The 26,700-nt window shown below is 51.6% G+C and carries 25 protein-coding genes; 18 read left to right on the top strand and 7 right to left on the bottom strand.

Annotation, left to right across the window (positions count from 1 at the left end):
* The first annotated feature begins 154 nt into the window (after positions 1-154).
* Genes clcA through erpA form a run of 3 tightly spaced genes read left to right on the top strand, consistent with a single transcriptional unit; the run spans position 155 to position 2,002 of the window.
* Entirely contained in the window at positions 155-1,576 is a 1,422-nt protein-coding gene (gene clcA, locus OGX94_RS15990; RefSeq protein WP_063941135.1) for a H(+)/Cl(-) exchange transporter ClcA, read from the top strand.
* Positions 1,577-1,599: 23 nt separating this feature from the next.
* The gene (gene yadW, locus OGX94_RS15985; RefSeq protein ID WP_122973801.1) at positions 1,600-1,665 is read left to right on the top strand and encodes a small protein YadW; all 66 of its coding nucleotides are present in this window, start codon (positions 1,600-1,602) and stop codon (positions 1,663-1,665) included.
* Positions 1,658-2,002, top strand: a complete 345-nt coding sequence (erpA, locus tag OGX94_RS15980; RefSeq protein ID WP_003829201.1) for an iron-sulfur cluster insertion protein ErpA — start codon at positions 1,658-1,660, stop codon at positions 2,000-2,002. Before yadW ends, erpA begins: the two co-directional genes overlap by 8 nt.
* 119 nt (positions 2,003-2,121) lie before the next feature.
* Here the strand turns inward: erpA and OGX94_RS15975 are convergent, their stop codons facing one another.
* The 3 genes from OGX94_RS15975 to mtnN are packed head-to-tail and all read right to left on the bottom strand — an operon-like array spanning position 2,122 to position 4,273.
* Positions 2,122-2,745, bottom strand: coding sequence for a TRIC cation channel family protein (locus OGX94_RS15975; protein ID WP_003829199.1), 624 nt, complete (start codon positions 2,743-2,745; stop codon positions 2,122-2,124).
* A gap of 36 nt (positions 2,746-2,781) precedes the next feature.
* A complete protein-coding gene (btuF, locus tag OGX94_RS15970; protein WP_257662310.1) occupies positions 2,782-3,582 on the bottom strand; it encodes a vitamin B12 ABC transporter substrate-binding protein BtuF in 801 nt (266 codons plus the stop codon).
* Positions 3,575-4,273 carry a 5'-methylthioadenosine/S-adenosylhomocysteine nucleosidase gene (mtnN, locus tag OGX94_RS15965; protein ID WP_003829195.1) on the bottom strand — a complete coding sequence of 233 codons (699 nt, stop codon included), beginning with the start codon at positions 4,271-4,273 and terminating at the stop codon, positions 3,575-3,577. The genes btuF and mtnN overlap by 8 nt, the downstream gene beginning before the upstream one ends.
* Positions 4,274-4,356: 83 nt before the next feature.
* On the opposite strand from mtnN, the gene dgt reads away from it, so the two are divergent.
* The 3 genes from dgt (at position 4,357) to cdaR (ending at position 8,743) form a co-directional block, all read left to right on the top strand.
* A complete protein-coding gene (gene dgt / locus OGX94_RS15960; protein ID WP_126956855.1) occupies positions 4,357-5,874 on the top strand; it encodes a dGTPase in 1,518 nt (505 codons plus the stop codon).
* A 129-nt stretch (positions 5,875-6,003) separates the two neighbouring features.
* Complete coding sequence (gene degP / locus OGX94_RS15955) at positions 6,004-7,437, top strand: serine endoprotease DegP (RefSeq protein WP_003829191.1); 1,434 nt, start codon at positions 6,004-6,006, stop codon at positions 7,435-7,437.
* Between the two features lie 148 nt (positions 7,438-7,585).
* Entirely contained in the window at positions 7,586-8,743 is a 1,158-nt protein-coding gene (gene cdaR / locus OGX94_RS15950; protein ID WP_003829189.1) for a DNA-binding transcriptional regulator CdaR, read from the top strand.
* A 93-nt stretch (positions 8,744-8,836) separates the two neighbouring features.
* Here cdaR and OGX94_RS15945 read toward each other — a convergent pair whose 3' ends face one another.
* From OGX94_RS15945 to map, 4 genes are all read right to left on the bottom strand, one after another.
* Complete coding sequence (locus OGX94_RS15945; protein WP_003018562.1) at positions 8,837-9,223, bottom strand: DUF3461 family protein; 387 nt, start codon at positions 9,221-9,223, stop codon at positions 8,837-8,839.
* A gap of 109 nt (positions 9,224-9,332) precedes the next feature.
* On the bottom strand, positions 9,333-10,157 hold the full coding sequence (gene dapD / locus OGX94_RS15940) for a 2,3,4,5-tetrahydropyridine-2,6-dicarboxylate N-succinyltransferase (protein WP_003829186.1): 825 nt from the start codon (positions 10,155-10,157) through the stop codon (positions 9,333-9,335).
* A 31-nt stretch (positions 10,158-10,188) separates the two neighbouring features.
* The gene (glnD, locus tag OGX94_RS15935; protein ID WP_003829184.1) at positions 10,189-12,861 is read right to left on the bottom strand and encodes a bifunctional uridylyltransferase/uridylyl-removing protein GlnD; all 2,673 of its coding nucleotides are present in this window, start codon (positions 12,859-12,861) and stop codon (positions 10,189-10,191) included.
* A 113-nt stretch (positions 12,862-12,974) separates the two neighbouring features.
* Positions 12,975-13,769: a type I methionyl aminopeptidase gene (map, locus tag OGX94_RS15930; protein ID WP_003829182.1), complete on the bottom strand. Its 795-nt coding sequence runs from the start codon at positions 13,767-13,769 to the stop codon at positions 12,975-12,977.
* A gap of 449 nt (positions 13,770-14,218) precedes the next feature.
* Between map and rpsB the strand changes: the two genes are divergently transcribed.
* From rpsB to fabZ, 12 genes are all read left to right on the top strand, one after another.
* Entirely contained in the window at positions 14,219-14,944 is a 726-nt protein-coding gene (rpsB, locus tag OGX94_RS15925; protein WP_003018553.1) for a 30S ribosomal protein S2, read from the top strand.
* A 136-nt stretch (positions 14,945-15,080) separates the two neighbouring features.
* Positions 15,081-15,932 (top strand): translation elongation factor Ts, encoded by an 852-nt coding sequence (gene tsf, locus OGX94_RS15920; protein WP_003018551.1) that lies wholly within the window; start codon positions 15,081-15,083, stop codon positions 15,930-15,932.
* A 145-nt stretch (positions 15,933-16,077) separates the two neighbouring features.
* Complete coding sequence (pyrH, locus tag OGX94_RS15915; protein WP_003018549.1) at positions 16,078-16,803, top strand: UMP kinase; 726 nt, start codon at positions 16,078-16,080, stop codon at positions 16,801-16,803.
* 139 nt (positions 16,804-16,942) lie between these two features.
* Positions 16,943-17,500, top strand: coding sequence for a ribosome recycling factor (gene frr / locus OGX94_RS15910; protein ID WP_003018547.1), 558 nt, complete (start codon positions 16,943-16,945; stop codon positions 17,498-17,500).
* A 183-nt stretch (positions 17,501-17,683) separates the two neighbouring features.
* Positions 17,684-18,880, top strand: a complete 1,197-nt coding sequence (gene ispC, locus OGX94_RS15905; protein ID WP_003829176.1) for a 1-deoxy-D-xylulose-5-phosphate reductoisomerase — start codon at positions 17,684-17,686, stop codon at positions 18,878-18,880.
* Between the two features lie 187 nt (positions 18,881-19,067).
* A complete protein-coding gene (ispU, locus tag OGX94_RS15900; RefSeq protein ID WP_008786266.1) occupies positions 19,068-19,826 on the top strand; it encodes a (2E,6E)-farnesyl-diphosphate-specific ditrans,polycis-undecaprenyl-diphosphate synthase in 759 nt (252 codons plus the stop codon).
* A 12-nt stretch (positions 19,827-19,838) separates the two neighbouring features.
* Complete coding sequence (cdsA, locus tag OGX94_RS15895; RefSeq protein ID WP_003829174.1) at positions 19,839-20,696, top strand: phosphatidate cytidylyltransferase; 858 nt, start codon at positions 19,839-19,841, stop codon at positions 20,694-20,696.
* An 11-nt stretch (positions 20,697-20,707) separates the two neighbouring features.
* On the top strand, positions 20,708-22,060 hold the full coding sequence (rseP, locus tag OGX94_RS15890) for a sigma E protease regulator RseP (protein WP_003829173.1): 1,353 nt from the start codon (positions 20,708-20,710) through the stop codon (positions 22,058-22,060).
* Between the two features lie 29 nt (positions 22,061-22,089).
* On the top strand, positions 22,090-24,501 hold the full coding sequence (bamA, locus tag OGX94_RS15885) for an outer membrane protein assembly factor BamA (protein ID WP_003829172.1): 2,412 nt from the start codon (positions 22,090-22,092) through the stop codon (positions 24,499-24,501).
* 122 nt (positions 24,502-24,623) lie between these two features.
* Positions 24,624-25,109 (top strand): molecular chaperone Skp, encoded by a 486-nt coding sequence (skp, locus tag OGX94_RS15880; protein ID WP_003018533.1) that lies wholly within the window; start codon positions 24,624-24,626, stop codon positions 25,107-25,109.
* A 3-nt stretch (positions 25,110-25,112) separates the two neighbouring features.
* Entirely contained in the window at positions 25,113-26,138 is a 1,026-nt protein-coding gene (gene lpxD, locus OGX94_RS15875) for a UDP-3-O-(3-hydroxymyristoyl)glucosamine N-acyltransferase (RefSeq protein WP_003018531.1), read from the top strand.
* Between the two features lie 103 nt (positions 26,139-26,241).
* Entirely contained in the window at positions 26,242-26,697 is a 456-nt protein-coding gene (gene fabZ / locus OGX94_RS15870) for a 3-hydroxyacyl-ACP dehydratase FabZ (protein WP_003018528.1), read from the top strand.
* Positions 26,698-26,700: the final 3 nt, after the last annotated feature.

The raw sequence follows: 26,700 nt of genomic DNA, 5'->3' as shown, positions 1-26,700 counted from the left end.
TTCGTAGAAAAAGTAAATGCCCGCTATTCTAGTTATTCAGAGAAGGTTATGAAAGTTTTACGCATTTGAAACAATACGATTTGCAGGGGATTTTCGTGAAATGTGCGAGTAGAATGCCGATTCCGTATTTGTATTACCAATTAATGATCATCTGATGAAGACAGACACTCCCTCTTTTGAAGCACAACAAATTGTGCGTTTACGCCGCAGGGATCAAATTCGTCGTCTCCTGGAACGAGACAAAACGCCGTTGGCGATCCTGTTGATGGCTGCCGTAGTGGGTACAGTGACAGGGCTTGTTGGCGTGGCATTTGAGAAAGCGGTGACCTGGGTGCAGAATCAGCGCATTGGCACGCTGGCTCAGGTTGCGGACCATGACATTCTGCTGTGGCCGCTGGCGTTTATTCTTTCCGCGTTGCTGGCGATGGTCGGCTATTTCCTGGTGCGTAAGTTTGCGCCGGAAGCCGGTGGTTCGGGGATCCCAGAGATTGAAGGCGCGCTGGAAGAGCTGCGACCGGTGCGCTGGTGGCGCGTTCTGCCGGTGAAATTTATTGGCGGCATGGGCACGCTGGGAGCCGGCATGGTGCTTGGGCGAGAAGGACCGACCGTGCAGATTGGTGGTAACCTCGGGCGCATGGTGCTGGATATTTTCCGTATGCGTAGCGCAGAAGCGCGACATACCTTATTGGCTACCGGTGCGGCAGCGGGTCTTTCGGCGGCGTTTAACGCTCCGCTGGCGGGGATCCTGTTCATTATTGAAGAGATGCGCCCGCAGTTTCGCTATAACCTCGTGTCGATCAAAGCCGTGTTTACCGGCGTTATAATGTCGAGCATTGTGTTTCGTATTTTCAACGGCGAAGCCCCGATTATTGAAGTCGGAAAGTTGTCTAATGCGCCAGTAAATACACTGTGGCTGTATCTGGTGCTCGGACTTATTTTTGGCTGTGTCGGGCCGTTGTTCAACACTATGGTGTTGCGTACCCAGGATATGTTCCAGCGTTTTCACGGCGGTGAAATTAAAAAATGGGTGCTGATGGGCGGCGCGATCGGTGGCCTGTGCGGGATCCTCGGATTAATTCAACCTGAAGCGGCAGGCGGTGGCTTTAATCTGATCCCGATTGCCGCAGCAGGCAATTTTAGCGTCGGTCTACTGCTGTTTATATTTATCACCCGGGTGATCACCACGCTGCTGTGCTTCTCATCCGGCGCGCCCGGTGGGATCTTTGCCCCGATGCTGGCGTTGGGCACGTTGCTTGGTACGGCGTTCGGTATGGCTGCGGCAGCCTCTTTTCCGCAGTATCACCTGGAGGCCGGAACCTTTGCCATTGCCGGAATGGGGGCTTTGTTGGCTGCTTCGGTGCGTGCGCCGCTAACGGGTATTGTGCTGGTGCTGGAGATGACTGATAACTATCAGCTCATTTTGCCAATGATTATTACCTGTCTTGGCGCAACACTATTAGCCCAATTTATGGGCGGAAAGCCGCTATACTCGACTATCCTGGCTCGTACGCTGGCAAAACAGGAAGCGGAGCAGGCGGCGAAAAGCCAGGGGACTGCCGCTGGCGAGAATACTTGAACGAAATACCAGGGTATTAGATAATGGCCCAAAATATTGGGTTGAAATTTACCCAATTGCCGATGTCGTTTGGAGCAAAATATGAGTGATGACGTAGCGCTGCCACTGCAATTTACTGAAGCAGCAGCCAATAAAGTAAAAAGCTTGATCGCTGACGAAGAAAACCCGAATCTGAAATTACGCGTGTATATCACTGGCGGTGGTTGCAGCGGTTTCCAGTACGGTTTCACCTTTGATGACCAGGTGAATGAAGGTGATATGACCATTGAAAAACAAGGTGTTGGTCTGGTCGTTGATCCGATGAGTCTGCAATATTTGGTGGGCGGTGCGGTTGACTATACCGAAGGTCTGGAAGGTTCCCGCTTCGTTGTGACTAACCCGAATGCGAAAAGCACCTGCGGGTGTGGTTCTTCTTTCAGCATCTGATTGCTGTCTGTAATACCGATGGTCTGATGGTGTAGGCCCGGTAAGCGTAGCGCCACCGGGCAATGTGCCGGATGGCGGCGTAAACGCCTTATCCGGCCTACATGTTCTGTATCGTCACATCAACGCCCGTTATCATCCAGCGCAAACGTCGGCAATTTCAGATGCCAGCGAATGGCGGCAAGCCGAATCAGCAGGGTGACAATCATCCCCATCATACTGGCGTTTTCCAGTGAAACATCAAAGGTATAAAACGCCGTTGCATGCACGATCCCGCCGATAATACAGGCTGTGGCGTAGATCTCGGTGCGCAAAATCATCGGGACTTCACGAGCTAACACATCGCGAATGATCCCACCACCAACGCCGGTAATCACCCCCATACAAATCGCCACCAGCGGCCCTGTTCCTGCGAGAAATGCCTTGTTGACGCCAATACCCACGAACACCGCCAGGCCAACGGCATCCAGCACCGGAAGGATCCATTTCGGTATGCGTCTTGGTTGACGTACCAACAGGATCGTCAGCATGCTGGTGATCATCGCCACCACCAGATCGGTCGGATCCTTAACCCAAAAAACCGGTCCATTATCCAGCGCCATATCGCGGATCGTACCACCACCAACGGCGGTAACCACGCCGAGTACCAGGACGCCAAACGGATCCATACGTAATTTTCCGGCCAGTAATACGCCAGAGATTGCAAATACCGCGGTGCCGACAATATCAAGCCAATAGACGAGCATTTTTAAATCCTCACAACAGACCTGGTGGGGCAGGCGCTAATTTATCTGTGAAAGCGCATTACAGAGTTGTTTTGCGGCGAGGATAATACGCGGGCTCGCGCGTTCGAACCAGTCACTATTAAGTGTAATAATGGGTATTTTTAGCTGGTTTCCCCAGTATTGCTCAATTTTCAGAGTTTCACTCGGACCGCCTGTGGCAACAATAGCCTGGGGGGCTCGTGCCAGGACCTGCTCACGGCTAACCTGCGGCCAGGGAACCCGACTACCGGCAAAGATGTTTTCTCCGCCGCAGACCTCAAGAACTTCGTGCTGAATAGAACCTTTTCCACTGGTAAACAGAGGATTGGCACCAAACTGGAGAAACACGCGTTTTTTCGGTTTGTTGGCATACTGAGATTTAAGTAAAGCATAGTCATCAAGCATGGTTTGCGCCGCCTGTTTAGCTTGTTCAGGCTTGGGGCTCCATGCTGCTAATTGGCGTAGCGCATCGGCAACCTGCTCAATGGTAACGGCATCCACCCAGATGACCTTAATTCCCAGAGAGGTCAGTTGATTCACCTGCCGCTCAGCATTTCCCCCGCGCCAGGCGACAACCAAATCAGGTTTCAGCGCCACAATACGTTCAAGATTCATCCCTTGCCAGGTTGAGACTTCCTCAATACTTTTGGCTTCTGGCGGGTAGTTTGAATAGCTGCTGACGCCAACGGGGGTAATGCCAGCGGCAAAAGCGAGTTCAGTATTGGCAGGAGAAAGCGTCACAACACGCGGCGCGGCGTAAAGGAACGCCGGGAGAGTGAAAAGCAGGGCGACCAGCGCCCTGGAGAGTAATTTAGCCATGCGCCAGTTTCTGTACCAGCGTTTCAACCATCAGACTTGACTGCTTCGCGGCAACCACCAGGAATTCGTCAAAGCTGAGATGGGACTGCTGATCGGCAACGTCAGAGATAGCGCGAACCACGACAAATGGCACGTTAAAGTTGTGGCAAACGTGCGCAATTGCGGTCGCTTCCATCTCAACGGCAATCGCCTGCGGGAAGTTATGCTTAATTTTAGCCAGTCCCACGGAACCATTAATGAAGGCATCGCCACTGACGATAAGTCCGCGAACGGCGTTCAGATTGAGTTCGGCGATGCAAGACTCTGCGGCAGCAATCAACGCAGGATCGGCTTTAAAACCAGCCGGGCAGCCCGGTAGCTGACCAAATTCATAGCCAAAGGCAGTGACGTCGGCGTCGTGATAGCGCGCTTCGTCAGAAACTACGATATCCCCGACTTTCAGCGTAGAGGCCAGGCCACCCGCAGAACCGGTATTAATGATGGCGTCCGGCTTGCAGCGTTCAAGTAGCAGCGTAGCGCCCAGTGCAGCAGCCACTTTACCGATACCCGATTTCAGCAGCGCAACCTCTGTACCGTTCAGTTGGCCGGTGTAAATTTCACAACCGCCGAGCGCGATGGTCTGACGGTTTTCGATTTTGTCACGCAGCAGCGTAACTTCTTCTTCCATTGCACCAATGATGCCGATTTTCATAGATTTACTCGCGATAAGCCAGATTTGAGGGCATAGTCTATCATGCGCTTAAGGGGTAGCGCATTTCTCAGGCGGGAGAGGACATGGCACAGATCGATTTCCGAAAAAAAATAAACTGGCATCGTCGTTACCGTTCGCCGCAGGGCGTGAAGACTGAGCATGAGATCCTGCGTATTTTCGAAAGCGATCGCGGACGTATTATCAATTCACCGGCCATTCGCCGACTGCAACAAAAAACGCAGGTCTTTCCGCTGGAGCGTAATGCGGCAGTACGCACGCGCTTGACGCACTCGATGGAAGTTCAGCAGGTTGGGCGCTATATCGCGAAAGAGATCCTCAGCCGACTGAAAGAACTAAAGCTGCTGGAGCAGTATGGCCTGGATGAACTGACAGGGCCATTTGAGAGTATTGTCGAAATGTCCTGCCTGATGCATGACATTGGTAATCCGCCGTTTGGCCATTTTGGGGAGGCGGCAATTAATGACTGGTTTCGCCAGCGACTGTATCCCGCAGACGCAGAAAGCCAGCCCCTAAGTGATGACCGTTGCCAGGTGACGGCATTACGATTGCGTGAAGGCGAGGAGTCGCTGAATGATATTCGCCGCAAGGTGCGCCAGGACCTGTGCCATTTTGAAGGCAATGCACAGGGTATTCGCCTTGTGCATACGTTGATGCGTATGAACCTTACCTGGGCGCAGGTCGGCGGTATTTTAAAATATACCCGTCCGGCGTGGTGGCGCGGCAGTGCACCCGAGACGCACAACTATTTAATGAAGAAACCGGGTTATTACCTTTCTGAAGAACCGTATATTGAGCGGTTGCGTAAAGAATTATCATTAGCGCCTTACAGTCGCTTTCCATTAACCTGGATTATGGAAGCTGCCGATGATATCTCTTATTGCGTGGCGGATCTGGAAGATGCCGTTGAGAAAAGAATCTTTAGCGTCGAGCAACTTTATCACCACCTGCATGAGGCGTGGGGGCAGCATGAAAAAGGTTCTCTGTTTAGCCAGGTTGTTGAGAACGCCTGGGAGAAGTCACGTTCAAATACATTAAGCCGGAGTACCGAAGATCAGTTCTTTATGTATTTACGCGTCAATACGCTGAATAAACTGGTGCCATATGCGGCCCAGCGGTTTATTGATAATTTGCCGCAGATTTATGAAGGCAGCTTTAATCATGCGCTGCTAGAAGATGCCAGTAGCTTCAGCCAGTTACTGGGTGTTTATAAAAATGTGGCGGTAAAACATGTGTTTAGCCATCCGGATGTTGAACAACTGGAACTACAGGGCTATCGGGTGATCAGCGGGTTGCTGGAGATCTATCAGCCGTTATTAAAAATGTCTCAGTCAGATTTTTCTGAACTGGTCGACAATGAAAGAGTAAAACGTTTTCCTATCGAGTCCCGTTTATTTCAGAAATTGTCTACCCGCCATCGTCTTGCGTATGTTGAGGCAGTTAGTAAAATATCGACGGGGTGCGCCGAGTATTCGGTTCTGGAATATTATTATCGCTGCCGACTGATCCAGGATTATATCAGCGGAATGACAGATTTGTATGCCTGGGATGAATATCGTCGCTTGATGGCCGTAGAACAATAAATACTCATTTGTAAAGACGGACAATAAAATTTTACTTTTTCCTTAAACTTAATTCTGGAACTTAGCGCTATAAAACGACTCTGACGTATACAGCAATTTTGCGTTACCTGTTAATCGAGAACGAAACACATGAAAAAAACCACATTAGCAATGAGTGCACTGGCTCTGAGTTTAGGTTTGGCGTTGTCCCCCCTGTCTGCTACAGCGGCTGAGACGTCGTCTTCAGCAATGACCGCCCAACAGATGCCAAGCCTGGCCCCGATGCTCGAAAAAGTGATGCCATCGGTGGTAAGTATTAACGTCGAGGGGAGCACGACGGTAAATACGCCGCGCATGCCGCGTAATTTCCAGCAGTTCTTCGGTGATAATTCACCGTTCTGCCAGGACGGTTCTCCGTTCCAGAGTTCGCCGTTCTGCCAGGGCGGCGCACCGGGCGCTGACAATGGCGGCGGCCAGCAGCAGAAATTTATGGCACTCGGTTCCGGCGTAATTATTGATGCCGCGAAAGGGTATGTCGTGACCAATAACCACGTGGTAGATAATGCCACGGTGATTAAAGTTCAGTTAAGCGATGGTCGTAAATTTGACGCGAAGATCGTGGGTAAAGATCCGCGCTCCGATATCGCGCTGATCCAAATTCAGGATCCGAAAAACCTGACGGCGATTAAGCTGGCAGATTCCGATGCGCTGCGCGTGGGTGATTACACCGTGGCAATTGGTAACCCGTTTGGCCTCGGTGAAACGGTGACTTCCGGTATTGTTTCTGCGCTGGGACGTAGTGGCCTGAATGCGGAGAACTATGAAAACTTTATTCAGACGGATGCTGCGATCAACCGGGGTAACTCCGGTGGTGCGCTGGTCAACCTGAACGGTGAGCTGATCGGTATTAACACCGCGATCCTCGCGCCGGACGGCGGTAACATCGGTATCGGTTTTGCGATCCCAAGCAACATGGTGAAAAACCTGACCTCGCAGATGGTTGAGTTTGGCCAGGTTAAACGCGGTGAGCTGGGCATTATGGGTACCGAGCTGAGCTCTGAGCTGGCGAAAGCGATGAAAGTTGACGCCCAGCGTGGCGCATTCGTCAGCCAGGTGATGCCGAACTCTTCCGCAGCGAAAGCGGGGATTAAAGCTGGGGATGTGATTACCTCCCTGAATGGCAAACCGATCAGCAGCTTCGCCGCCCTGCGTGCGCAGGTCGGTACGATGCCGGTTGGCAGCAAAATCACCCTGGGTCTGCTGCGTGACGGTAAGCCGGTCACCGTGAACCTGGAATTGCAGCAGAGCAGCCAGACTCAGGTTGACTCCAGCTCTATCTTTAAAGGCATTGAAGGTGCCGATATGAGCAACAAAGGCCAGGACAAAGGTGTCGTGGTAAGCGACGTGAAACCGAATTCTCCGGCTGCACAGATTGGCCTGAAGAAAGGGGATGTGATTATCGGCGCGAACCAGCAACCGGTGAAAAACATCGCTGAACTGCGCAAAATCCTCGACAGCAAACCGGCTGTGCTGGCGCTGAACATTCAGCGCGGTGACAGCTCCATCTATCTGTTGATGCAGTAATCTCCCTGAACCCCTTCCTGCACAGGAAGGGGTTTCTTTTTGTGATACTTCCCACAACTCCATACTTCTCCCTTTCGCTTTGTGCATTTGCACAATGTCGCCGCTTATTATCTTCCCTATGCTTGAGCTCTGCTCACAGGAGGGTTTTATGGCTGGTTGGCATCTTGATACCAAAATGGCGCAGGATATCGTGGCGCGTACCATGCGCATCATTGATACCAATATCAACGTAATGGATGCCCGTGGGCGGATAATCGGCAGCGGCGATCGCGAACGTATTGGTGAATTGCACGAAGGCGCACTGCTGGTGCTTTCGCAAGGGCGGGTGGTCGATATCGACGATGCGGTTGCACGTCACTTGCACGGTGTACGACAGGGGATAAACCTGCCGCTGCGTCTGGAAGGCGAAATCGTTGGCGTTATCGGCCTTACCGGCGAGCCGGAACATCTGCGCAAATACGGCGAGTTAGTGTGTATGACCGCCGAGATGATGCTGGAACAGTCGCGCTTGATGCATCTGTTAGCGCAGGATAGCCGTCTGCGTGAAGAGCTGGTGATGAACCTGATTCAGGCGGAAGAGAATACGCCAGCGCTGATGGAATGGGCTCAGCGTTTAGGCATTGATTTGAACCAGCCGCGCGTGGTGGCGGTATTGGAGGTCGATAGTGGCCAGCTTGGCGTCGACAGTGCAATGGCGGAGCTACAGCAATTGCAGAATGCGTTGACTACGCCCGAACGTAATAATCTGATTGCGATTGTTTCTCTGACTGAGATGGTGGTGCTGAAACCGGCGCTCAATCAGTTTGGCCGCTGGGACGCTGAAGATCATCGTAAGCGCGTTGAGCAGCTTATTGCCCGTATGAAAGAAAACGGACAGCTGCGGTTTCGCGTATCGCTGGGCAACTATTTTACCGGGCCCGGTAGCATTGCCCGTTCGTATCGTACGGCGCGCACTACCATGATGGTCGGTAAACAGCGGATGCCGGAAAGCCGTAGCTATTTCTATCAGGATTTGATGCTGCCAGTGCTGCTGGACAGCCTGCGCGGTGGCTGGCAGGCCAATGAGCTGGCGCGTCCTTTGGTGAGGCTGAAGGCGATGGATAACAACGGGTTGCTGCGTCGGACATTGGCGGCATGGTTTCGTCATAACGTCCAGCCGCTGGCCACCTCAAAGGCACTGTTTATTCACCGCAATACGCTGGAATATCGCCTGAATCGTATTTCAGAACTGACCGGGCTGGATCTGGGAAACTTTGACGACCGACTGCTGCTGTATGTGGCGTTACAACTGGATGAACAGCATTGATTAATTGCCTGATGGCGCTAGCTTATCAGGCCTACGAGGATATACCTGTAGGCCGGATAAGGCGTAAGACGCCGCCATCCGGCAACAAACGGCTTATTTACGCGTCAGTTTTTCGAGATCGGCTTCAATTTCGCTGATCTTGTTGGTCACAACGCTTTCAAGATGACGTAAATCATCAAGGATCTTGCGTTTAAGATCGACTTCGCTGCGATCGCGCTGGCAGATCTGATCCAGTTCGTCGATCACATAGCGCAGGTTGGGACTGATCTCCTGCACTTCTTTGTAACCCTGGCCGACGCCATCGGCAACCACCGTTTTGCGCTGACGGGGATATTTGAACTTCACGCTCTTGGCAAAAAACTCGCCTTTATCCTTCTGGAAATAGATTTTCAGGATATCGTTGTTGGCTTCTTGCCGCAGGCTGTAACGATCGATCTCTTCAGGATTAGTAATGCCCAGACTTTTCAGATTGTCATACATAGCGGTACCCTTAAGCTCACTATAACCATTGAATAATTAACGAAAAGCCTTGTTTATGCCACTCGCAGATGTAAAAAAAGCGGGCTAAGCCCGCTTTTTCAAATCGCTGTTAGTCGATGGTGCGTAACAGCTCGTTGATTCCCACTTTGCCACGCGTTTTGGCATCGACTTTCTTCACAATCACCGCGCAGTACAGGCTGTATTTGCCATCTTTCGACGGCAGGTTGCCGGAGACGACCACGGAGCCTGCCGGAACGCGACCATAATGCACTTCGCCAGTTTCACGATCGTAAATACGGGTGCTCTGACCGATGTACACGCCCATAGAAATAACTGAGCCTTCTTCGACGATTACGCCTTCAACCACTTCAGAACGTGCGCCGATGAAGCAGTTGTCTTCGATGATGGTCGGGTTAGCCTGTAACGGCTCCAGTACGCCGCCGATGCCAACGCCGCCGGACAGGTGTACGTTTTTACCGATTTGCGCGCAGGAACCGACTGTCGCCCAGGTATCAACCATCGTACCTTCATCAACATAAGCGCCGATGTTTACGTAAGATGGCATCAGCACGGTGTTACGGGCGATAAACGCACCCTGACGCACGGCCGCAGGCGGAACCACACGGAAACCTTCCTTCTGGAAGCGCGCTTCGTCATAGTTGGCGAATTTCATCGGTACTTTATCGAAGTAACGGCTTTCCGCACCTTCGATGACCTGATTATCGTTAATACGGAAAGAGAGCAGGACCGCCTTTTTCAGCCACTGATGCGTGACCCACTGACCCTCAATCTTCTCTGCGACGCGCAGTGCACCGGAATCCAGTAAAGAAATAACCTGATTCACCGCTTCGCGGGTTACGGTATCTACATTTGCCGGAGTAATGTCGGCACGGCGCTCGAAAGCGGACTCAATAACGTTCTGTAACTGCTGCATTGTTAAACTCTTTCCATAATAAATAAAAACATCACCCTTTATCGTTTGGATTGAGGGCCTCTGTCAACCGTTGATGCACTTCCTGCTGCAGCTCATTATTAAGGGCGCGCCGGTCGGCGGTGGCGATTATGAATAAATCTTCTACTCGCTCGCCAATGGTTGTAATTCGGGCGCCATGCAGCGAAATTCCCAGATCGGCAAAAATCTGCCCGACCCGCGCCAGCAGGCCGGGCTGGTCGAGAGCGATAAGCTCCAGGAATGATTTTCGGTCGGTATGGGTCGGCAAAAAGGTGACCTCAGTATCGACGGTAAAGTGGCGTAATTTTGCCGGCTGGCGACGCGGTTGCGGTGGCTGCCAACTGCGCTGCGTGATGGCCTGTTCCAGTCCAAAACGGATCGCTTCATGTCGGTCTGAAGACAGCGGGCTGCCGTCCGGTTCCAGTACGATGAACGTATCCATCGCCATCCCATCGCGGGTAGTGAAAATCTGCGCATCATGGACGCTAAGATTACGCCTGTCCAGTTCAGCGCAGACGGCGGCAAACAGGTAAGGACGGTCAGGGCTCCAGATGAAAATTTCTGTCCCGCCGCGCGTGGCCTGTGGGCTGAGCAGGATCAGCGGCTTGCTGAGATCGTGTTGCAGCAGATGGCGCGCATGCCAGGCCAGCTGATTTGGGCTGTGACGCACGAAGTAGTTGGCGCGACAGCGTGACCAGATGTGGTGCAACGCTTCTTCATCAATGTTGTCCATTCGCAGTAGCGCCAGCGCCTGAAGCTGATGATGGCGTACACGCTCACGCATATCCGGCGTATTTTGCATGCCACGACGCAGTTGTTTTTCCGTTGCGAAGTACAGCTCGCGTAGCAGGCTTTGCTTCCAGCTATTCCACAGCGTTTCGTTGGTGGCGCAAATATCCGCGACGGTCAGACACACCAAAAAGCGCAGACGGTGTTCCGTTTGTACCTCTTCGGCGAATTGCTTGATCACTTCGGGATCCTGAATATCGCGGCGCTGAGCGGTCACCGACATCAGCAAATGCTGGCGCACCAGCCACACGATCAGCTGCGTTTCGCGGGAATTCAGGCCGTGCAGTTCGGCGAACTTGAGCACGTCCTGAGCGCCGAGCACCGAGTGATCGCCGCCGCGGCCTTTGGCGATATCGTGGAACAGCGCGGCAATCAGAATCAACTCCGGCTGTCGCAGACGCGGCCATAGATCCACACACAGCGGATGGCGCTGACGGGTCTCTTCGTTGGCAAAACTTTCCAGCTTGAGCATTACGCGGATGGTGTGTTCATCCACCGTATAGGCATGAAACAGGTCAAACTGCATTTGGCCGACAATATGCGACCATTGCGGCATATAGGCCCACAACACGCTGTGGCGATGCATCGGCAGCAGACCGCGGCTCACCGCGCCCGGATGGCGTAACATACTGAGAAACAGCGATCGCGCTTCCGGGATGTAGCACAGCGGTTGGGTTAAATGACGGCGGGCATGACGCAGATGGCGCAACGTGGTGGAGTAAATCCCGCTGATCGCGCTGTTACGCACCATGATGTAAAACATCCGCAGTATCGCTTCGGGTTTGCGGATAAACAGATCGTCGTTGCGCAGATCGATCAACGTGCCGCGCAGTTGGAAGTCGTCATCAATCGGGCGAGGTTTTTCATCGGCGGGCATGGCGAGGATCGCCTCGTCGAACAGTTGCAACAGCATGTGATTCAGTTCGCTGACCCGTCGGGTGACGCGGAAATAGTCTTTCATCATCCGCTCGATAGGTTCGTTGCCTTCGCCGCCGTAGTTTAGCCGTTGCGCCACGCTGAGCTGGCGGTCAAACAGCAGGCGGTTGTCGTAACGACTAACGACCAGATGCAGGGCGAAGCGAATCCGCCACAGGATATGCAAACATTCATTGAGCTCGGCACGTTCTGCCAGCGTCAAAAAGCCGAAACCGACCATTTCGTCCAGTGAGGTGGCGCCAAAATGGCGACGGGCCACCCACTGCAGGGTATGGATATCGCGCAGGCCGCCGGGACTGCTTTTGATATCCGGCTCCAGGTTGTAGCTAGTGCCGTGATAGCGCTGGTGGCGCTGATTCTGCTCTTCCACTTTGGCGGCGTAAAACTTGTCGGAAGGCCAGAAACCTTCGCTAAAAATATGCTTTTGCAGCTCTAGAAACAGCGCCACATCGCCGATCAGCAGGCGAGTTTCAATCAGGTTGGTGGCGACGGTTAAATCTGATAATCCTTCCAGCAGACACTCTTCCAGCGTACGCACGCTATGTCCAACCTCCAGCCTCACGTCCCATAGCAGCGTTAACAGCTCACCGACTTTCTCGGCCTGCGCATCAGGCAGCTTTTTACGACTCAGGATCAGCAGGTCAATATCGGAAAGCGGGTGCAATTCGCCTCGCCCGTAGCCGCCAACGGCAACCAGCGCCAGATCGGCTATTTGCCCGAACCCAGCTTCTATCCACAAACGCTGTAGCAGTTGGTCAATAAATTCGGTGCGGGCCTCAATGAGCTGTTCTGCGGAAATTCCACTGTCAAACGCTTCGCCTAACCAGTTCTGGAAGGTGTCAATATGCGCTTTAATGCCGGAGCAGTTGAGATCTTGCTGTGGCCATGTCCCTGGGTTTTGCGGTTGGCCAGGCAGGGTGGGGAGGGCAGTATTTGCGTGCTGTTCAGGAAGAGTATTCATTATGCGCCACCCATTAAAAAGCCGGATGATGGCGTGAACGCCTTATCCGGCCTACTAAGTAGTACAATTTGTAGGCCTGATAAGATGCGAATGCATCGCCATCAGGCAAAACATTATTCGCCGTGTGTGATGATCGCCGGGATGGTGTCATCCTTGCGTAACGTCAGAATTTCACAGCCGTTTTCCGTCACTACAATAGTATGCTCGTACTGTGCAGACAAGCTCCGGTCTTTGGTTTTCACCGTCCAGCCGTCTTTCATGGTGCGGATGCGGTAATCACCGGCATTCAGCATCGGTTCTATGGTGAACGTCATGCCCGGTTGCAGTACCACACCACCGTCGTCTGCATCGTAGTGCAGAACCTGTGGCTCTTCATGGAAGCCGCGACCGATACCGTGACCGCAGTATTCACGAACGACAGAGAAACCTTCGCCTTCCGCGTATTTCTGAATAGCAGCGCCCAGCGTGCGCAGACGAATGCCCGGTTTTACCATTCGCAGCGCCAGATACAGGCTTTCCTGTGTGACGCGGCACAGACGCTCGCCCAGAATAGTAGGTTTGCCGACGATGAACATTTTCGAGGTATCGCCGTGGTACTCGTCTTTAATCACGGTTACGTCGATGTTGACGATGTCGCCGTCTTTCAGAAGTTTGGCGTCGTCCGGGATCCCGTGGCACACCACTTCATTAATAGAGATACATACGGATTTCGGATAGCCGTGATAGCCCAGGCAGGCGGAAATGGCCTGCTGCTCATTCACGATATAGTCATTACAGAGGCGATCCAGCTCGCCGGTGCTGACGCCCGGTTTAACAAACGGCGCGATCATTTCCAGTACATCAGCGGCCAGGCGGCCAGCGACGCGCATTTTTTCGATTTCTTCAGGGGTCTTGATTGAGATAGCCATAAATTCTGTCCATCAGTGTCGATTATTTCGACAATAATTGTGTAAGTGCTGTCAATGGTATCAGTCTGGGGTGTACCCTGCCAAATTGAGAATCATTCTGAACTTCGCCTTTCGTGCCACAAATGCGTTGGCTACATTTTTTCACCCCAGTCACTTACTGGTTGTAAGCTCCCGGGGATTCAAAATTTTGCCGCCTTCCTGTAACACGAAATTCATCGTTCATTCAGCACAGACCGCCAACAATTATTGGTGTCGGTGGCGTATTTGTGGTATAAAGCGCGCCGGACTTCCGATCCATTCGAAGACTACACACGATGGACGGGAGCGACAAATCTCACTTTGTGTAACAACACACACGTATCGGCACATATTCCGGGGTGCCCTTTGGGGTCGGTAATATGGGATGCGTGGAGGCTTAACCCCAACTTTTATATATAGAGGTTTTAATCATGGCAACTGTTTCCATGCGCGACATGCTCAAGGCTGGTGTTCACTTCGGTCACCAGACCCGTTACTGGAACCCGAAAATGAAGCCGTTCATCTTCGGTGCGCGTAACAAAGTTCACATCATCAACCTTGAGAAAACTGTACCGATGTTCAACGAAGCTCTGGCTGAACTGAACAAGATCTCTGCTCGTAAAGGTAAAATCCTTTTCGTTGGTACTAAACGCGCTGCAAGCGAAGCGGTGAAAGAAGCTGCTAACAGCTGCGACCAGTTCTTCGTGAACCATCGCTGGCTGGGCGGTATGCTGACTAACTGGAAAACCGTTCGTCAGTCCATCAAACGTCTGAAAGATCTGGAAACTCAGTCTCAGGACGGTACTTTCGAAAAGCTGACCAAGAAAGAAGCGCTGATGCGTACTCGTGAGCTTGAGAAACTGGAAAACAGCCTGGGCGGTATCAAAGACATGGGCGGTCTGCCGGACGCTCTGTTCGTAATCGATGCTGACCACGAGCACATTGCTATCAAAGAAGCAAACAACCTGGGTATCCCAGTATTTGCTATCGTTGATACCAACTCTGATCCGGACGGTGTTGACTTCGTTATCCCGGGTAACGACGACGCAATCCGTGCTGTGACCCTGTACCTGGGCGCTGTAGCTACTACCGTTCGTGAAGGCCGTTCTCAGGATCTGGCTTCCCAGGCGGAAGAAAGCTTCGTAGAAGCTGAATAATAAGGCACGCTCGTTAGAGCCCTTATAGACCAGGTAGTATCACGTTTGGTTAGGGGGCCTGTATATGGCCCCCTTTTTCACTTTTAAATCTGTGCGGTTTCATGCCGGGCAGATCAAATCTTCCGAGGATTTTAGAATGGCTGAAATTACCGCATCCCTGGTAAAAGAGCTGCGTGAGCGTACTGGCGCAGGCATGATGGATTGCAAAAAAGCACTGACTGAAGCTAATGGCGACATCGAGCTGGCAATCGAAAACATGCGTAAGTCCGGTGCAATCAAAGCGGCGAAAAAAGCAGGCAACGTTGCTGCTGACGGCGTAATCAAAACCAAAATCGACGGCAACATCGCTTTCATTCTGGAAGTTAACTGCCAGACTGACTTCGTTGCTAAAGATGCTGGTTTCCAGGCATTTGCTGACAAAGTACTGGACGCTGCCGTTGCTGGCAAAATCACTGACGTTGAAGTTCTGAAAGCACAGTTCGAAGAAGAACGTGTTGCTCTGGTTGCTAAAATCGGTGAGAACATCAACATCCGTCGCGTTGCTTCCCTGGAAGGCGAAGTTCTGGGTAACTACCAGCACGGTGCTCGTATCGGTGTTCTGGTTGCTGCAACTGGCGCTGACGAAGAACTGGTTAAACAGCTGGCAATGCACGTTGCTGCAAGCAAACCAGAATTTGTTAAGCCGGAAGACGTTTCTGCTGAAGTGGTAGAAAAAGAATACCAGGTTCAGCTGGACATCGCTATGCAGTCTGGCAAGCCGAAAGAAATCGCAGAGAAAATGGTTGAAGGCCGCATGAAGAAATTCACCGGCGAAGTTTCTCTGACCGGTCAGCCTTTCGTCATGGAACCGAGCAAATCTGTTGGTCAGCTGCTGAAAGAGCATAACGCTGACGTAACTGGTTTCATCCGCTTTGAAGTGGGTGAAGGCATCGAGAAAGTTGAGACTGACTTTGCAGCAGAAGTTGCTGCGATGTCCAAGCAGTCTTAATTTTTAAAGGAGCCGCCTGTGGGCGGCTTCTTTTTGTGTCTGGCTTGTAAATTCAGCGAACCGCTATAGTGGTCATGCTGAAAAGCGACATACAATGTCGCCGGAATTAACTCATCTCATTCGTTGACAGTCTCAGGAAAGAAACATGGCTACCAATGCAAAACCCGTCTACAAACGTATTCTGCTTAAGTTAAGTGGCGAAGCTCTGCAAGGTTCAGAAGGCTTCGGTATTGATGCAAGCATCCTCGACCGCATGGCTCAGGAAATCAAAGAGCTGGTTGAGCTGGGTATTCAGGTTGGCGTAGTGATTGGTGGTGGTAACCTGTTCCGTGGCGCTGGTCTGGCGAAAGCGGGGATGAACCGCGTTGTGGGCGACCACATGGGCATGTTAGCCACCGTAATGAACGGTCTGGCGATGCGCGATGCGCTTCACCGCGCCTATGTGAACGCTCGCTTGATGTCCGCAATTCCTCTGAACGGCGTGTGTGATAACTACAGCTGGGCTGAAGCTATCAGCCTGCTGCGTAACAACCGCGTTGTTATTTTGTCTGCGGGTACCGGCAATCCGTTCTTCACCACCGATTCTGCAGCCTGCCTGCGCGGTATTGAAATTGAAGCGGATGTGGTTCTGAAAGCCACCAAAGTCGATGGCGTATTTACTGCCGACCCGGCTAAAGATCCAACGGCGACTATGTACGAACAGTTGACCTACACTGAAGTACTGGATAAAGAGCTGAAAGTAATGGATCTTGCCGCGTTCACGCTGGCTCGTGACCACAAATTACCGATTCGTGTCTTTAACATGAACAAACCAGGTGCACTGCGCCGTGTTGTTATGGGTGAAAAAGAAGGCACGTTAATCACGGAATAATTCCCGTTGCGGCTAAATGCAGGTAATATTCCGCTTTAATGTCGCGGGATACGTCCCTCAAAATTAATCAAGACTATACTTGTCACATCTTGCGTGGCGGGTATGGTCTGACTGAAACAAGCTTTCAAGGATTCGTAACGTGATCAACGATATCAGAAAAGATGCTGAAGTACGCATGGACAAATGCGTCGAAGCGTTCAAAAACCAAATCAGCAAAATTCGCACGGGTCGTGCTTCTCCTAGCCTGCTGGATGGTATTGTCGTGGAATATTACGGCACGCCGACTCCGCTGCGCCAGCTGGCAAGCGTAACGGTTGAAGATTCCCGTACCCTGAAAATCAACGTATTTGACCGTTCTATGGGTCCAGCCGTTGAGAAAGCAATCATGGCTTCCGACCTCGGTCTGAATCCAAGCTCTGCGGGCTCTGACATCCGCGTTCCGCTGCCGCCGCTGACCGAAGAACGTCGTAAAGATCTGACCAAGATCGTACGTGGTGAAGCTGAAGGCGCGCGTGTTGCGGTACGTAACGTACGCCGTGATGCAAACGACAAAGTGAAAGCGTTGTTGAAAGAAAAAGAGATCAGCGAAGATGACGATCGCCGTTCTCAGGACGACGTACAGAAACTGACTGACGCAGCAATCAAGAAAGTTGATGCGGCGCTGGCAGAGAAAGAAGCAGAACTGATGCAGTTCTGATTCGCCTGTACGCTAAAAACGCCGCTTAGAAGGCCTGAGAAGGCTGGATGGCGGCGTTTTGCTTTTTTCTGTCTACATACTCTAAATATTTCAAGTTGCAGGAAGGCGGTGACGCCAAAGGCCGAGTAAAGCCAACGTACATGCAACTTGAAGTATGACGAGTAAAATTCTTCTGGATGTCCGATGAAGCAATTAACCATCCTGGGATCAACCGGTTCCATTGGTTGCAGTACGCTGGATGTAGTACGCCATAACCCGGAAAAATTTCGTGTTGCTGCGTTGGTGGCGGGTAAAAATGTTGCCCGTATGGTAGAGCAATGCCTGGAGTTTGCGCCTCGCTATGCGGTAATGGATGATGAAAAAAGCGCGGCACAGGTAAAAGCTGCTCTTTTGGCACAGGGTAGCCGTACCGAGGTGATGAGCGGGCAGCAGGCTGCCTGTGATATGGCTGCGCTGGATGATGTTGATCAGGTCATGGCGGCGATTGTCGGCGCAGCGGGTTTGCTGCCGACGCTGGCGGCAATTCGTGCGAGTAAAAGCATTTTGCTGGCGAATAAAGAATCGCTGGTGACCTGCGGTCGTCTGTTTATGGACGACGTGAAACGCCACAAAGCGCAGCTTTTGCCGGTAGATAGCGAGCATAACGCGATTTTTCAGAGTTTACCGCAACCTATCCAACACAATCTGGGATACGCTGACCTTGAGCAAAACGGCGTCATGTCAGTTCTGCTTACCGGGTCTGGTGGCCCATTCCGTGAAACGCCATTGCGCGATCTGGTCTCTATGACCCCCGATCAGGCATGTCGTCATCCGAATTGGTCGATGGGACGAAAAATTTCTGTCGATTCCGCCACCATGATGAACAAAGGTCTGGAATACATTGAAGCGCGTTGGTTATTTAATGCCAGTGCAAGCCAGATGGAAGTGCTGATCCACCCGCAGTCGGTTATTCATTCGATGGTCCGTTATCAGGATGGTAGTGTTCTGGCGCAGTTGGGTGAACCTGATATGCGTACGCCTATTGCCCATACGATGGCATGGCCAGAACGTGTGACGTCTGGTGTTAAGCCTGTCGACTTTTGCAAACTCAGTGCGTTGACGTTTTCCGCACCTGATTACCAGCGTTATCCGTGCCTGAAACTGGCGATGGACGCGTTTGAGCAAGGTCAGGCGGCGACGACCGCACTCAATGCCGCGAATGAAATTACCGTTGCCGCATTCCTGGCGCAGCAGATCCGATTTACCGATATTGCCGATCTCAATTTATCCGTACTGGATAAGATGGATTTGCAGGAACCACAGAGCGTTGACGACGTGTTGAAGGTCGATGCCATCGCGCGGGAAGTCGCCAGAAAAGAAGTGATGCGACTCTCAAGCTGATGATAATCCCTCTACGGAGAATCGTGCTATTTGTTAGCGTTGGGCTTCAGTGATATAGTCTGCGCCACCCGATCGCGGGTATTTGCTTTTTTTCGGTCGGGTAAGCCGTGGTTTGACACGGCTTTTTTGTGGATAGGCTTCAGTATTCCTGAGTACCGTAAATCCTTTCAGGGACTAATAACGCGTTATGTTGTCTGCAACTAAACCATTAAGCGAAAATTTGCCAGCACATGGTTGTCGCCATGTCGCAATTATCATGGATGGCAATGGCCGCTGGGCGAAAAAGCAAGGGAAGATTCGCGCCTTTGGGCATAAGGCTGGAGCAAAATCCGTCCGCCGGGCTGTCTCTTTTGCTGCAAATAACGGTATTGATGCGTTAACGCTGTATGCCTTTAGCAGTGAGAACTGGAACCGACCTGCGCAGGAAGTGAGTGCGTTAATGGAACTGTTTGTGTGGGCACTTGATAGCGAAGTGAAAAACCTGCATCGCCATAACGTACGCCTGCGTATTATCGGGGATATCAGTCGATTTAACTCACGTTTGCAAGAACGGATTCGCAAATCAGAAGCGATTACCGCCCAGAATACCGGGTTGACGCTGAATATTGCAGCGAATTACGGTGGACGGTGGGATATTGTCCAGGGAGTCAGGCAACTGGCACAACAGGTGCAGGACGGTGTGCTGCATCCTGAGCAAATCGATGAAGAGATGCTTGGGCAGCAAATTTGTATGCATGAGCTGGCTCCTGTGGATTTAGTGATAAGGACTGGGGGAGAGCACCGAATTAGTAATTTTCTGTTGTGGCAAATTGCCTACGCCGAACTTTACTTTACCGATGTTCTCTGGCCCGATTTCGATGAACAAGACTTTGAAGGTGCGCTGCATGCCTTTGCTAATCGTGAGCGTCGTTTCGGCGGCACCGAACCCGGTGATGAAAAAGCCTGATGGGGGTCGCTTTTGCTGAAGTATCGCCTGATTTCTGCTTTTGTTTTAATACCCGTTGTCATCGCGGCGCTGTTTTTGCTGCCGCCGGTGGGGTTCGCCATTGTTACGTTGGTCGTCTGTATGTTGGCCGCCTGGGAATGGGGACAGTTAAGCGGTTTTACCACGCGTACGCAGCGAGTCTGGCTGGCGGTTTTGTGCGGGCTATTGCTGGCACTGATGCTATTTTTGCTGCCAGAATACCATCGCGATATCCATCAACCGCTGGTTGAAGTATCGCTGTGGGCGTCGCTGGGCTGGTGGGTCGTAGCGCTATTACTGGTATTGTTTTACCCAGGGTCTGCGTCGGTCTGGCGTAATTCCAAAACATTACGCATAATTTTCGGCGTGTTAACCATTGTCCCGTTCTTTTGGGGAATGCTGGCGCTACGTGCATGGCACTATGATGAGAATCATTATAGTGGCGCGCTATGGCTGCTATATGTCATGATCCTCGTTTGGGGAGCAGACTCTGGTGCGTATATGTTTGGTAAGCTGTTTGGCAAACATAAGCTGGCACCGAAGGTTTCTCCTGGTAAAACCTGGCAGGGTTTTATTGGCGGACTCGCCACTGCGGCCGTGATCTCATGGGGTTATGGCATGTGGGCGAATCTTGAAGTTGCGCCTGTCACCTTGCTCATTTGCTCCATCGTTGCAGCCCTGGCCTCCGTGCTGGGTGACCTGACCGAGAGTATGTTTAAGCGTGAAGCAGGTATTAAGGACAGTGGTCACTTAATTCCAGGACACGGTGGTATTCTGGATCGTATTGATAGCCTGACGGCTGCGGTACCGGTCTTTGCCTGCCTGTTGTTACTGGTGTTCAGGACGCTCTAACGGATGGTCTTATGCTGAGTATTCTCTGGAATTTGGCTGCGTTCATCATCGCACTTGGTGTGCTTATCACCGTGCATGAATTTGGTCATTTCTGGGTTGCGCGGCGCTGCGGAGTCCGCGTCGAACGCTTTTCCATTGGCTTTGGAAAAGCGCTTTGGCGGCGTACCGATAAATCAGGTACGGAATACGTCATCGCCATGATTCCCCTCGGCGGTTACGTCAAAATGCTGGATGAGCGCGCTGAACCGGTCGCACCGGAATTGCGCCATTACGCCTTCAACAATAAAACGGTTGGACAACGTGCTGCTATTATCGCCGCGGGTCCGATTGCAAACTTCCTTTTTGCTATTTTTGCTTATTGGCTGGTGTTTATCATTGGTGTCCCTGGCGTTCGTCCTGTTGTTGGTGAAATAACACCCAACTCGATTGCTGCACAGGCGCAAATTCAGCCGGGTACGGAACTAAAAGCGGTTGATGGCATCGAAACCCCTGATTGGGATGCAGTGCGATTGCAACTGGTATCCAAAATCGGCGATGAGCATACAACCCTCAGCGTGGCGCAGTTTGGCAGCAACCAGCGGCAGGACAAAACGCTGGATTTACGCCATTGGGCATTTGAGCCAGACAAAGAGGATCCTGTCTCTAGTTTGGGCATGCGTCCGCGTGGTCCGCAGATTGAACCGGTACTGTCAGAAGTGCAGGTTAATTCCGCTGCAAGTAAGGCAGGTTTGCAAGCTGGCGACAGGATCGTTAAAGTCAATGGTCAGTCACTGACGCAATGGATGACGTTCGTGACGCTGGTGCGCGATAATCCGGATACGCCGTTAGCGCTAGATATTGAAAGACAAGGAAGTTCCTTGTCTTTAACGTTAACCCCAGATTCAAAACAGGTTAACGGGAAGGCAGAAGGGTTTGCGGGCGTGGTGCCTAAAGTTATTCCTCTGCCTGATGAGTATAAGACTGTACGCCAGTATGGGCCATTCAGCGCCATCCTCGAAGCCTCGGATAAAACGTGGCAGTTGATGAAGCTGACGGTCAGTATGCTGGGAAAATTGATTACCGGTGATGTAAAACTGAACAACCTCAGTGGGCCGATTTCTATCGCCCAGGGGGCTGGGATGTCAGCGGAGTTTGGGATTATTTATTACCTGATGTTCCTTGCGCTTATCAGCGTGAACTTAGGGATAATCAACCTGTTTCCGTTGCCCGTTCTTGACGGGGGGCATCTGCTGTTCCTGGCGATTGAAAAGCTGAAGGGCGGTCCGGTATCCGAGCGGGTTCAAGACTTTAGTTATCGCATTGGCTCTATCTTGCTGGTGTTGTTAATGGGGCTTGCACTTTTCAATGATTTCTCTCGGTTGTAAGAGAGTGTTAGGAAGAACGCATAATAACGATGGCGATGAAAAAGTTGCTCATAGCGTCGCTGCTGTTTAGCAGCGCCACCGTATACGGTGCTGAAGGGTTCGTAGTGAAGGACATTCATTTCGAAGGCCTACAGCGAGTCGCCGTTGGTGCGGCTCTCCTCAGTATGCCGGTGCGCACAGGCGACACGGTTAATGATGAAGACATCAGTAATACCATTCGTGCTCTGTTCGCCACCGGTAACTTTGAGGATGTCCGCGTCCTGCGCGATGGTGATACCCTTCTGGTTCAGGTAAAAGAACGTCCGACGATTGCCAGCATCACTTTCTCCGGTAACAAATCGGTGAAAGATGACATGCTGAAGCAAAACCTCGAGGCGTCTGGCGTGCGTGTTGGCGAGTCTCTGGATCGCACAACGCTTGCCGATATCGAAAAGGGCCTGGAAGATTTCTACTATAGCGTCGGTAAGTACAGCGCCAGTGTGAAAGCGGTGGTGACGCCGTTGCCGCGTAACCGTGTTGACCTCAAGCTGGTCTTCCAGGAAGGTGTTTCGGCGAAGATCCAACAGATCAATATCGTCGGCAACCATGCCTTCTCGACTGACGAACTTATCTCTCACTTCCAGTTGCGTGACGAAGTGCCGTGGTGGAACGTGGTAGGCGATCGTAAATACCAGAAACAGAAGCTGGCGGGCGATCTTGAAACCCTGCGCAGCTACTATCTGGATCGCGGTTATGCTCGCTTCAATATTGATTCCACTCAGGTCAGCCTGACGCCGGATAAAAAAGGTATCTACATCACCGTTAACATCACTGAAGGCGAGCAGTACAAGCTTTCTGGGGTTCAGGTGAGCGGTAACCTGGCCGGGCACTCCGCCGAAATTGAGACCCTGACGAAGATCGAGCCAGGTGAACTCTATAACGGCACCAAAGTGACCAAAATGGAAGATGACATCAAGAAGCTTCTGGGTCGCTATGGCTATGCCTATCCGCGCGTTCAGTCGCAGCCTGAAATCAACGACGCTGACAAAACCGTTAAATTGCGTGTAAACGTGGATGCGGGTAACCGTTTCTATGTGCGTAAGATCCGTTTTGAAGGTAACGACACTTCTAAAGACTCCGTTCTGCGTCGCGAAATGCGTCAGATGGAAGGCGCATGGTTGGGCAGCGATCTTGTCGACCAGGGTAAAGAGCGTCTGAACCGTCTGGGTTACTTTGAAACCGTTGATACTGATACTCAGCGTGTTCCGGGCCGCCCGGATCAGGTTGATGTAGTCTACAAGGTTAAAGAGCGTAACACCGGTAGCTTTAACTTCGGCGTCGGATACGGTACCGAGAGCGGCGTGAGCTTCCAGGCTGGCGTTCAGCAGGATAACTGGTTAGGTACCGGTTATTCTGTCGGGATTAACGGCACCAAAAACGATTACCAGACCTATACTGAGTTGTCTGTCACTAACCCGTACTTCACCGTTGATGGTGTGAGCCTTGGTGGCCGCGTCTTCTATAACGACTTTGAAGCGGATGATGCAGACCTGTCCGACTATACCAACAAAAGTTATGGTACAGACGTGACGCTGGGCTTCCCGGTCAACGAATACAACACGTTGCGCGCGGGCCTGGGTTATGTACATAACAAACTGTCCAATATGCAGCCGCAGATCGCAATGGATCGTTATCTTGAGTCGATGGGACAATCCGCTGATACCAGCAGTTTTGCCGCTGATGATTTCACCTTTAACTACGGTTGGACATACAACAAGTTAGACCGTGGTTATTTCCCGACAGACGGTTCGCGTGTCAACCTGAACGGTAAAGTCACCATTCCGGGTTCTGACAACGAATACTACAAACTGTCGATGGATACCGCGACCTATATGCCGATCGATGACGACCACAAGTGGGTTGTTCTGGGTCGTACCAAGGTAGGTTATGGGGATGGCATTGGCAGCAAAGAGATGCCGTTCTACGAGAACTTCTACGCCGGTGGTTCCAGTACTGTGCGTGGCTTCCAGTCCAACACCATTGGTCCGAAAGCGGTCTATAAAAAGGGTGCTAGCACAGACTGGAATGACGGCGATAACGAAGAATGTACTCAGGATTCAGGCTGTAAATCAGATGATGCGGTAGGTGGTAACGCCATGGCTGTCGCCAGCCTGGAATTTATTACCCCGACGCCGTTTATCAGCGATAAGTATGCTAACTCGGTCCGTACTTCCTTCTTCTGGGATATGGGTACCGTTTGGGATACTAACTGGGATCCGTCATCTGCGCCGTCGGATGTGCCGGACTATAGTGATCCGAGCAATATCCGTATGTCAGCGGGTATCGCGTTACAATGGATGTCCCCATTGGGGCCGTTGGTTTTCTCCTACGCCCAGCCGTTCAAGAAGTACGATGGAGACAAAGCGGAACAGTTCCAGTTTAACATTGGTAAAACCTGGTAACTGTTCTTCGCAAAGGAATGTAGTGGTAGTGTAGCGATGACTTTAGGCGATCTTGCATGGGATCGCCTGGCCACGCAAAGAACTGCACCTTCGGGTGCAAATGGGATGGTAAGGAGTTAATTGTGAAAAAGTGGTTATTAGCTGCAGGTCTCGGTTTAGCGATGGCAACGTCCGCACAGGCTGCTGACAAAATTGCAATCGTCAATATGGGTAGCCTGTTCCAACAGGTTGCACAGAAGACGGGTGTTTCTGCTACGCTGGAAAACGAGTTCAAAGGCCGTGCCAGCGAACTGCAGCGTATGGAATCCGATCTGCAATCTAAAATGCAGCGTCTGCAATCAATGAAAGCGGGTAGCGATCGTACCAAGTTGGAAAAAGACGTTATGGCTCAGCGCCAGACTTTCTCTCAGAAAGCTCAGGCTTTCGAGCAGGATCGTGCACGTCGTTCCAACGAAGAACGTGGCAAACTGGTTACTCGTATCCAGACAGCTGTGAAATCTGTTGCCAGCAGCCAGAGCATTGATCTGGTCGTTGACGCAAACACCGTTGCATACAACAGCAGCGATGTAAAAGACATCACCGCTGACGTACTGAAACAGGTTAAATAAGTAATGCCTTCAATTCGACTGGCTGATTTAGCAGAGCAGTTGGATGCAGAATTACACGGTGATGGCGATATCGTCATCACCGGCGTAGCGTCCATGCAATCTGCGCAAACTGGCAATATCACGTTCATGGTGAATCCTAAATACCGTGAACACTTAGGCGTATGCCAGGCGTCTGCCGTTGTGATGACGCAGGACGATCTTCCTTTTGCTAAGAGTGCGGCGCTGGTAGTGAAGAATCCCTATCTGACCTATGCACGTATGGCGCAAATTTTAGATACCACGCCTCAGCCTGCACAGAACATTGCACCCAGTGCAGTGATCGATGCAACGGCGAAGCTGGGTAATAATGTCTCTGTGGGCGCAAATGCGGTCATTGAGTCTGGCGTAGAACTGGGCGATAACGTGGTTATCGGTGCAGGTTGTTTCGTCGGAAAAAATACCAAAATCGGTGCAGGTTCACGCTTGTGGGCGAATGTGACGATTTACCACGACATCCAGATCGGTGAAAATTGCCTGATCCAGTCCAGCACCGTCGTTGGATCTGATGGATTTGGTTACGCGAACGATCGTGGTAACTGGGTGAAGATCCCCCAGCTTGGTCGCGTGATTATCGGCGATCGCGTCGAGATCGGCGCTTGTACCACCATTGACCGTGGTGCTCTGGACGATACTGTGATCGGTAATGGTGTTATCATTGATAACCAGTGCCAGATTGCGCATAACGTTGTGATTGGCGACAATACGGCGGTAGCCGGTGGCGTCATTATGGCGGGTAGCCTGAAGATTGGCCGTTATTGCATGATTGGCGGTGCTAGCGTGATCAATGGGCATATGGAAATATGCGACAAAGTTACGGTAACTGGCATGGGTATGGTGATGCGTCCTATCACTGAACCTGGCGTCTATTCCTCAGGCATTCCGCTACAACCCAACAAGGTATGGCGTAAAACAGCTGCACTGGTGATGAATATTGATGATATGAGCAAGCGCCTCAAAGCGATTGAGCGCAAGGTTAATCAACAAGACTAAAGCACCGTTTTTGCATGTCTGACTTTTCGGCCTGTCCCATTCATACGATTGCGACAGGCCGTGTTATTATTGCCTTTTAGTATATTTTGACAGGAAGAGTATTTTGACTACTAACACTCATACTCTGCATATTGAAGAGATTTTAGAACTTCTGCCGCACCGTTTTCCGTTTCTGCTGGTTGACCGCGTGCTGGATTTTGAAGAAGGTCGTTTTCTGCGCGCAGTGAAAAATGTATCCGTTAACGAGCCTTTCTTTCAGGGCCACTTCCCGGGTAAACCTATTTTCCCTGGCGTATTGATTCTGGAAGCGATGGCACAGGCTACCGGTATCCTCGCGTTTAAAAGCGTAGGAAAACTGGAACCAGGCGAACTGTATTATTTCGCGGGTATTGATGAAGCACGCTTTAAGCGTCCTGTCGTGCCTGGCGATCAGATGATCATGGAAGTGACTTTCGAGAAAACGCGCCGTGGCCTGACCCGTTTTAAAGGGGTTGCGCTGGTCGACGGTAAAGTTGTGTGCGAAGCAACGATGATGTGTGCCCGTAGCCGGGAGGCCTGATAC

Source organism: Citrobacter sp. Cpo037, from assembly GCF_030332945.1.
In the GTDB taxonomy this organism is placed as follows: domain Bacteria; phylum Pseudomonadota; class Gammaproteobacteria; order Enterobacterales; family Enterobacteriaceae; genus Citrobacter; species Citrobacter portucalensis.
This window is presented reverse-complemented; position numbering and strand designations above follow the sequence as displayed.

Excerpts from the sequence above, each read along its gene's own strand:
- rseP (WP_003829173.1), top strand. The coding sequence starts at position 20,708 with ATGCTGAGTATTCTCTGGAATTTGGCTGCGTTCATCATCGCACTTGGT.
- rpsB (WP_003018553.1), top strand. The coding sequence starts at position 14,219 with ATGGCAACTGTTTCCATGCGCGACATGCTCAAGGCTGGTGTTCACTTC.
- lpxD (WP_003018531.1), top strand. The coding sequence starts at position 25,113 with ATGCCTTCAATTCGACTGGCTGATTTAGCAGAGCAGTTGGATGCAGAA.
- erpA (WP_003829201.1), top strand. The coding sequence starts at position 1,658 with ATGAGTGATGACGTAGCGCTGCCACTGCAATTTACTGAAGCAGCAGCC.
- OGX94_RS15975 (WP_003829199.1), bottom strand. The coding sequence starts at position 2,745 with ATGCTCGTCTATTGGCTTGATATTGTCGGCACCGCGGTATTTGCAATC.
- OGX94_RS15945 (WP_003018562.1), bottom strand. The coding sequence starts at position 9,223 with ATGTATGACAATCTGAAAAGTCTGGGCATTACTAATCCTGAAGAGATC.
- tsf (WP_003018551.1), top strand. The coding sequence starts at position 15,081 with ATGGCTGAAATTACCGCATCCCTGGTAAAAGAGCTGCGTGAGCGTACT.
- cdaR (WP_003829189.1), top strand. The coding sequence starts at position 7,586 with ATGGCTGGTTGGCATCTTGATACCAAAATGGCGCAGGATATCGTGGCG.
- glnD (WP_003829184.1), bottom strand. The coding sequence starts at position 12,861 with ATGAATACTCTTCCTGAACAGCACGCAAATACTGCCCTCCCCACCCTG.
- dapD (WP_003829186.1), bottom strand. The coding sequence starts at position 10,157 with ATGCAGCAGTTACAGAACGTTATTGAGTCCGCTTTCGAGCGCCGTGCC.
- pyrH (WP_003018549.1), top strand. The coding sequence starts at position 16,078 with ATGGCTACCAATGCAAAACCCGTCTACAAACGTATTCTGCTTAAGTTA.
- degP (WP_003829191.1), top strand. The coding sequence starts at position 6,004 with ATGAAAAAAACCACATTAGCAATGAGTGCACTGGCTCTGAGTTTAGGT.
- btuF (WP_257662310.1), bottom strand. The coding sequence starts at position 3,582 with ATGGCTAAATTACTCTCCAGGGCGCTGGTCGCCCTGCTTTTCACTCTC.
- map (WP_003829182.1), bottom strand. The coding sequence starts at position 13,769 with ATGGCTATCTCAATCAAGACCCCTGAAGAAATCGAAAAAATGCGCGTC.
- dgt (WP_126956855.1), top strand. The coding sequence starts at position 4,357 with ATGGCACAGATCGATTTCCGAAAAAAAATAAACTGGCATCGTCGTTAC.
- ispC (WP_003829176.1), top strand. The coding sequence starts at position 17,684 with ATGAAGCAATTAACCATCCTGGGATCAACCGGTTCCATTGGTTGCAGT.
- mtnN (WP_003829195.1), bottom strand. The coding sequence starts at position 4,273 with ATGAAAATCGGCATCATTGGTGCAATGGAAGAAGAAGTTACGCTGCTG.
- clcA (WP_063941135.1), top strand. The coding sequence starts at position 155 with ATGAAGACAGACACTCCCTCTTTTGAAGCACAACAAATTGTGCGTTTA.
- ispU (WP_008786266.1), top strand. The coding sequence starts at position 19,068 with ATGTTGTCTGCAACTAAACCATTAAGCGAAAATTTGCCAGCACATGGT.
- bamA (WP_003829172.1), top strand. The coding sequence starts at position 22,090 with ATGGCGATGAAAAAGTTGCTCATAGCGTCGCTGCTGTTTAGCAGCGCC.